Source organism: Paenarthrobacter sp. CM16, from assembly GCF_013179505.1.
In the GTDB taxonomy this organism is placed as follows: Bacteria; Actinomycetota; Actinomycetes; order Actinomycetales; family Micrococcaceae; genus Arthrobacter.
The window spans coordinates 1-7,028 of the sequence record NZ_JABMCX010000243.1; the positions used below are offsets into that span (position 1 = coordinate 1).

The 7,028-nt window shown below is 63.4% G+C and carries 5 protein-coding genes; 3 read left to right on the forward strand and 2 right to left on the reverse strand.

The features are described 5' to 3' along the window. Window positions 1-28: 28 nt before the first annotated feature. Window positions 29-331, reverse strand: coding sequence for a hypothetical protein (locus HP499_RS18195; RefSeq protein WP_172325596.1), 303 nt, complete (start codon window positions 329-331; stop codon window positions 29-31). A 247-nt stretch (window positions 332-578) separates the two neighbouring features. On the opposite strand from HP499_RS18195, the gene HP499_RS18200 reads away from it, so the two are divergent. The 3 genes from HP499_RS18200 to HP499_RS18210 are packed head-to-tail and all read left to right on the forward strand — an operon-like array spanning window position 579 to window position 6,407. Continuing rightward, window positions 579-2,036 (forward strand): DUF3375 family protein, encoded by a 1,458-nt coding sequence (locus HP499_RS18200; protein WP_253951679.1) that lies wholly within the window; start codon window positions 579-581, stop codon window positions 2,034-2,036. Further along, on the forward strand, window positions 2,029-2,940 hold the full coding sequence (locus HP499_RS18205) for a DUF4194 domain-containing protein (protein ID WP_172325597.1): 912 nt from the start codon (window positions 2,029-2,031) through the stop codon (window positions 2,938-2,940). The genes HP499_RS18200 and HP499_RS18205 overlap by 8 nt, the downstream gene beginning before the upstream one ends. Further along, complete coding sequence (locus HP499_RS18210; RefSeq protein WP_172325598.1) at window positions 2,937-6,407, forward strand: ATP-binding protein; 3,471 nt, start codon at window positions 2,937-2,939, stop codon at window positions 6,405-6,407. Before HP499_RS18205 ends, HP499_RS18210 begins: the two co-directional genes overlap by 4 nt. Before the next feature lie 137 nt (window positions 6,408-6,544). Here the strand turns inward: HP499_RS18210 and HP499_RS18215 are convergent. Continuing rightward, window positions 6,545-7,028 (reverse strand): FBP domain-containing protein (locus HP499_RS18215; RefSeq protein ID WP_172325599.1); only part of this gene is annotated, 484 nt, incomplete at its 5' end.

The following is a 7,028-nucleotide window of genomic DNA, read 5'->3' on the forward strand; positions in this document are numbered from 1 at the left end:
GCCAGGGTCCGCCTCGGGTGGGAACCCTTCAGCTGTCCCTCAATGCTACCCGCGGGTAGCTACCCGTGCCAGTGGAAATCTGCGGCTGGAATTCAGCCGGAATTTCCACTTGTCCGGCGTGGTGGACCACACGGTCCCACGCAAAGTTAATGCCATGGACAAGGCCGCCCAGAATGCCTTTGACGGCATACCAGACCATCCCCATGGTGCCAATAAGAATGATTGTTGCCATAGCTGCTGCTGCGATGAATGCCACCAAAAGCGCAGCAAATACCAGCGTTCCAATAACTACGTACGTGCCTGTTTCCAGCGCAGTGAAATCGAAATCCATGGTTCCCCCCGGAGCGACGGTGCGTGGGTCGGCGCGGCGTGGCTGCGTCGATGTTCTGACACTAGGGGTGGGGGTGCGTTCCGGCCAGAGCGGAAACGCCCCGGAGTCGCGTTGATATGGGATCGAAACCATACCGCACGGTAGGTTACGAAATGGTTGCGGTGGGGAGGTCCTGATGCTCTGCGTTAACCTTGTACGGGGCAGTTTTCGCTGCCAGCCAGGTTTCGCAGCAGCTGAAGGAGAGTAATTGTCCCGTTCAGCCATGTCCTCCGCCGATGCCATCAGCGCCAGGCTCCGTGACCTCGAACAGCTGACCAAGGGGCCCGCATGGGCCCTGACGCGTTCGGCACCATGGGTGATCGCGGTGTTGCAGGCATCCTTTACCCGAACCCGTCCGCAGCTTCCGCTGGAAGAATTCCATGCCGACGTCGACGCCTTCCTTGAGCAGCTCCGCCGCCAGGACCCCACGCTGGGCGGTCAGCAGAACGGCAAGCTGTTCGGCGACGAATGGACAAGGAAGCAGTTCCTGACGCGCCGAAACCAGTCGGGCCGGATCGTTTACGAAGTTACCGAACCGGCTGCCCGTGTGCTCGCTTTCCTGGACAGCCTTTCCAGCGAGCGTTCCACGCTGAACGGATCGCGGCTCGGCACGCTGCTGGGCGATGTGGAGAAACTCGCCAACGAAACCAACCCGGACCAGAGCGCCCGCCTGGAGGCCCTGGAGGAAGAAATCCAGGAACGCCGGCAGCTGGTGGAGGACATCAGCTCGGGCGAGTTCGATGGCCTGTTGGATGACGAAGAAGCCGTGGAAGCCGCCGGCAACATCCTTGACCTCGCAGCCAGCCTGCCCGCGGACTACAAGAAGATGCGCGACCGCATCGAAGACCTTGTGGGCGAGCTCCGCAACCAGATCATCGAGGAATCCCTGAGCAAGGGCGCCACGATGGCCCAGGTCCTGGAAGCCGACAAGCGGCTGCGGCAAAGCCCTGAAGGCCGAACCTTCCGATCCTTCACCGCTTTCCTGGAGGATCCGCAGCAGCAATTGCGGTTCCGTTCGGCGATCGGTGAAGTGCTCAGCCGGCAGTTCGCGGACGACCTCTCCCAGGAAGACCGCGAAACGCTTAAGAACCTGGTGGCAGAGCTGCGGTATCAGCACAGCCAGATCCAACGGATCTACGGCAAGCTTTCTGAAAGCCTGAACACGTACATCCAGAGCGACGACGTCCGGCAGTCCGTCAGCCTCCGCAAGGTTCTGGCCGAGGCCGAGCAAGCCATCCGCTCCATGCCCTACGAACGTGACAGGCCGGGTTTGGTGCCGGGGCCGGTGCTGTTCAACGCCGGGTTCGAATCGTTGGCCATGGTCAAGCTCTTCGACCCCGACGAATTCGCCACGCCACCCCGCCTCGCGGACCCCATCGCCTTCAGCGACTCGGACAGGGTTCGGTCTGCCCGTACCGGCAAGGCGCGGCCAGCCGTGGTCCGGGCAGCCATGGCCGGAGCCGCAACTTTGGGTGAAGCCTGGGAGAACCTGCCGGCCGAGGAACGGCACATCAACACTGTGCGCACCTTGCTGTCCATGGCACTGCAGACGGGCGCGGCCTTCGATCGGGCCGCCTGGGAACACATCGACTTCGAACAAATCGACGGCAGCATCCGCACCGCGTACCTGCCGGTCGTCACGCTGAATGAGGGTTCTGATGACTGAAGAAATCACCACGCCGGACATCACCGAAGCGGATGAGGTCACCAAGGAGGCGGCCGAGGTCGCTGCCGGTGACCCGACCGCTGCAGCTGACGCAAACCATGCTGACCCGTTCCGGGTCACACCACGCGACTCGTTCGTGGACGGCGCCGCGCTGTTCCCCGGCGACACCGGTGTGCTTCCCCTGAAGGTCCGGCATGCTCTGGTGAAACTGCTCAAGGGCCCGTACATCGACGGTGGTCGGGACGAGAAACTTTGGACCACGCTCCTGGATAACCAGCTGATCCTCCGTAGCAGGCTGTCCGAGCTGTTCCTCACGCTCCAGCTCGATCACGACCGCAAGATCGCGGTGCTCCGCCCCGTCGACCCCGAAATCGTCGGTGCCGGTTCCCGGTCAAGCATCCTTCGGCAGCAGCGGGCACTGAGCCGCGTGGAAACCATCGTCCTGCTGCGCCTGCGGCTGTTGCTGGACCGCCACATCACGGCCCAAACAGACCCGACGATCACCCGCGAAGAGATCTCGGACCTCGTCGCCAACTACACTCCGGCCGGCCAGCAAGACGCCCTCCGCGACTCTGACGTGGTCACCCGCACCATCACCAAACTCCTGGCTCGCCAACTCCTCCTCCCCACCCCGCTGGACGACACCTACACCATCAGCAACGCGCTCCCCTTGGCCCTGCCCTTCGAAAACATCGGCGACATCCCGGCCCAAATCGAAGCCCTGGTTGCAGTAGCGGCGGACGAATCCGGCACAGAACCACTCTTGGACCTCGACTCCGACTCCAACCACCCCGCCCCCACGGGTGACGAGCTGGACGACGATTCCGAAGGTGGCGGGTCCGCAGAGCATGTGTCCGGTACCGCCACGATAGGCGACCCGGCAACAGAGGAGGCTGGCAAGTGACCATCGCAAGCATGCTCCCGCTCGGTGAGCTCACCAACCCCGGCCAGATGCGTTTGGCGCTCGTCCAAGTGGTCAACTGGGGCACGTTCCACGGCGCCCACACCATGCACGTGGACCGTAAGGGCACACTCCTTACGGGTAATTCAGGCGTCGGCAAGTCGACTCTCTTTGATGCGATGCTGCGCGTTTTCGATGCCCGTCCACGCTCGAATGAGGCCGCCGCCCAGCGGTCCGGCGGCGCTGTGGAGGACAAGAGGACCACGTTCACTTACATGCGCGGCAAGGTGGGTGATAAGGCGGTGGGCGATAGCTCTGCCAGTGCCTTCCAGCGCCCTGGTGCCACGTGGTCCGCCGTCGCGCTGACGTTTGATAACGCGGCCGGCACGAAGGTGACGGTGTCGGCGCTGTTCGACCTTCCCAAGAACGGCACGGAGTCGAGCGTCGGTCGTTTCTATGTGATCGACAGCAAGCCGCTGGACCTCGAGGCCATTGAGGGGATCGCGCAGAGGCGGTTCACCAAGGGCGCGCTGGAGTCGATTTTTCCGGACGGACAGGTTTTCGATGTCCATAAGGCGTTCGCGGAGCGCTTCCGGCGGCTTCTGGGCATTAATTCCGACCAGGCGCTGCCGCTGCTTCGCGTGATTCAGGCCGGCAAGGGCCTGGGCGGCAGCGTGAACACGTTCTTCCGGGACCAGGTGCTTGATGCTCCGGCCACGCTGGCTGCCGCCGATGACGTGGTGGAGGAATTCAGCAACCTGATGTCCATCCGGCAACGGTTGGAGGACGTTCGGCAGCAGCGGGACCAGTTGGCACCGGTTCCGGCGCTGAACAAGGAGTACGCGCAGGCGTTGCTGGACGCGAACCGTCTCCGGGAGCTGGCGGGCGAGGAATTCGAGGCTTACAAGCAGCAGCTTGCGGTCACGGTGCACGCCAAGACCCTGGCTCGTTTCAAGGAGTTGGCGCAGACCAAGGCACAGGAGCTCGCCGCTGAGCGTACGGTGCGGGACGCCTGGGCCAAGGAGCTCCGCGACCTTGAACTGGACTACAACAACCGTGGCGGCAACGCGATATCGGCCATTGAGCAGTCGTTGGAGAACGCCCGGGTGGGCCTGAAATTGCGCCAGCAGGTTGAGGATTCGGCCAAGAAGGCATTGGCTGACGCGGGACTGAATCTTGAGTGGACCGCCGAGGGCTGGGATCAGGCGCATGAGCAGGCGGCGGCCCGCTCTGCGGAGTTGAAGGACGATTCCGAGGCGCTCAAGGAACTTCGTTTTGAGGCCTTCGACGGCCATGCGACCAAGAAACGTGAACTCGCGGCGGCCCAGCAGGAGTTGTTGTCGTTGCGGTCGCGCAAGTCGCTGCTGCCGCCGTCGAGCATTGAAAACCGGGCGGCGATCGCAGCCGCAACCGGCATCCCGGAAGAGCGGATGCCGTTTGGCGGCGAGCTGATCGATCTCGCTGAGGGCCAGGACCAGTGGCGTCCGGCCGCGGAACGCGCGCTCCGTAACCTCGCCACCACGCTGCTGGTTCCCGGCGAACACTTCGCGGCCGTGACCCGGTACTTGAACGACAACGCTGTGCGGGGCGCACTCCGCGCCGTCGACGTGTCCAAACCGCTTGCCGGCGGCGCGCTGGCTGTGGAGGACGTGTCCGACGGCGACCTCTTGACTAAGTTGAGCATCCTCACCTCGGGTGCCAATGCCGACGCCGGCGAATGGATCCGTGAGCGGATCGCCCTGGACTTTGCGTACCCGTGCGTCGAGGACCCCGACCAGCTGGCCGGGATGGACAAGGGCCTGAGCCTGGGTGGCGTGGTCAAGCGCAACCGGCACACCGTGGAAAAGGACGACCGTTTCACCAGCCGGCAGGATTACGTCCTCGGTTTCGATAATGCTTCCAAGCTGGAGCTGGTGGCAGCGCGTGTGGACGAGTTGGAAAACGAGCTCGTGAAGGCTGCGGAGCTTGCCCAGAGCCGTGAGGATTCGCACCAAGGCATGGCGCGGCAGCTGGAAGCCCTGCGTCGGGTCGCTGAAGACGAGCGGCCGTGGGAGCAGGTCTCGGCAGCCGTCGCTGCGGAGGAACTGGCCCGGATCGAGCAGCGCCTGGTGGACGCCTTGGCGGCCCAGGCGGATCTGGAGCCGCTGCGTGCCAACATCGAAGCCGTGCGAGAAAAGCACCAGTCTTCCACAGGCTCGGCCGCTGTGCTCCAGAGCGAATACAAGGCGCTGGACCACAAGATGACCACAGCTGACGGCCTGCTCGATGCCGCGAGGCTGAAGCTGGAGCAAGCACCGCCGTCGGGCTCCACCGTCACGGCCCTGGAGCCGTACTTCGACGGCGTCGCTGACGTCTCCGAACTGTACGAGCTGGACAACCTGGCCAACAGCGTCCGCAATAAGTTGCTCGATGAACTGCACGCAGCTGAGTCCCGCGGGCAGGCGACGGCCGAGCGGCTGACCCGCATGTTTGAAGCTTTTGTGCGTGACTGGGGGAGCGCCATCAGCGTTGACCACGGCACGTCGATAGGTGCCGCAGGGGACTTCGAATCCCGGTACCACGCGATCGTCAGTGACGGTTTGCCCGCTCAGGAGGCCGAATTCCGGCTGTTCTTCAATCAACGCACGCACGAGTCGTTCAGTACGCTCCTGCACTTGCTGGATGAAGAACGGCGCAGCATCACCAGCCGCATCCTGCCCCTCAACGGCATTCTGTCGCAGGTCAACTTCCATGAGGGCAGCTTCCTGGAACTCGATATCAAACAGACACTTCCGGCCACGGCCAAGCAGTTCAAGGATGCGATCCAGAACGCCCTGAAGGCTAAACACACTCGGCCGACGCGTGGTGCTGCTGCTTCAGCAACGGAAATGGACGACGACGCTGAGCTCACCGCGCGCTACAAGTCACTGGAAACGCTGGTGAAACGGCTCGGATCACAGGCGCCGGAGGATCGGCGTTGGCGGGCCGAGGTGCTGGACGTTCGCGGTCACCTGTTTATCCAGTGCAAGGAACACCGCGAGGTTGCGTCGAAATCGGGCAAGGCCCCCGGTAAATCGGGCAAGAAGAAGACCGAAGTGTTCATGCACGCCGACACCGGATCCATGTCCGGCGGTGAGCGCCAGCGTTTCACGGCGTTCATCATGGCCGCTGCCCTGAGTTACCAGCTGGGCATCGCCGAGCAAGGCTTCACGACGTACGGCACCGTCATGATGGACGAAGCCTTCGTACTGGCTTCCGAGGAATTCGCGGGTGCGGGCATCAAGGCGCTGCACGAGTTCGGGTTCCAGCTGTTGCTGGCGGCTCCGGAAAACGTGATCGACCTGTCCCGGCACCTTGGATCAGTTACCGAGATCCTTCGGGATAAGCGCACCAACCGCTCGGGCGTGCTCACGGCTCCCGTCATCGCCGGACCAGGCGAGCCGGGAGCGTGGCGTTCCGAAGCGAACCCGGTGGACATCGTCCTGCGCTAGCCCTGCCGTGGGTGACCCGCCGTGGGTCGCCCCCGCCGTGGGTGACCCGCCCAAGTAGGTAGCAGATCATGCCGTTTTGAGCGTTCTAAACGGCATCTGCTGCTACCTACTTTGGCCACGTGGAGTCACTCAGCGGGTTACTTGGCCTGCACGCGGTCCAGGAACTGCGCTGTCCGTTCTTCCAGCCCCGCAATCTGCCGAACCACGACGGCGGCCGGGTCCGGGTTGATCTCGTTGGCGGGTGGTTCCTTGCGCACATTGGCGCTGCAGCCGAATTCTGCGCAGATCAGGGTCCCCACGGTGTTCCCGTCCTTGCCGGATTGTCCGGCCTTTTTGGCAACCCACAGGTAAACGTCGTCCTTCGAAAAGACGTCGCGGCACAGTTCGCAAAGGACTACACGCCTTTTCCCGGACCCGCCTTCGGGTGCCCGGAGCATGATTCCGGTGAGCTTTCCCCGATGAGGAACCACGAGGTATCCGCGCTGGGGCATCTTCTCATCACGCCAACCCAGAAATTCCAGGTTGTCCCAGTTGATGGTTTCGAAGTCACGGGGGAGGTTGAGCCGGGCAGCCTCGGAGCGGCTGGCGTTAATGAAGGACGATCGGATCTGTTGGGCAGTG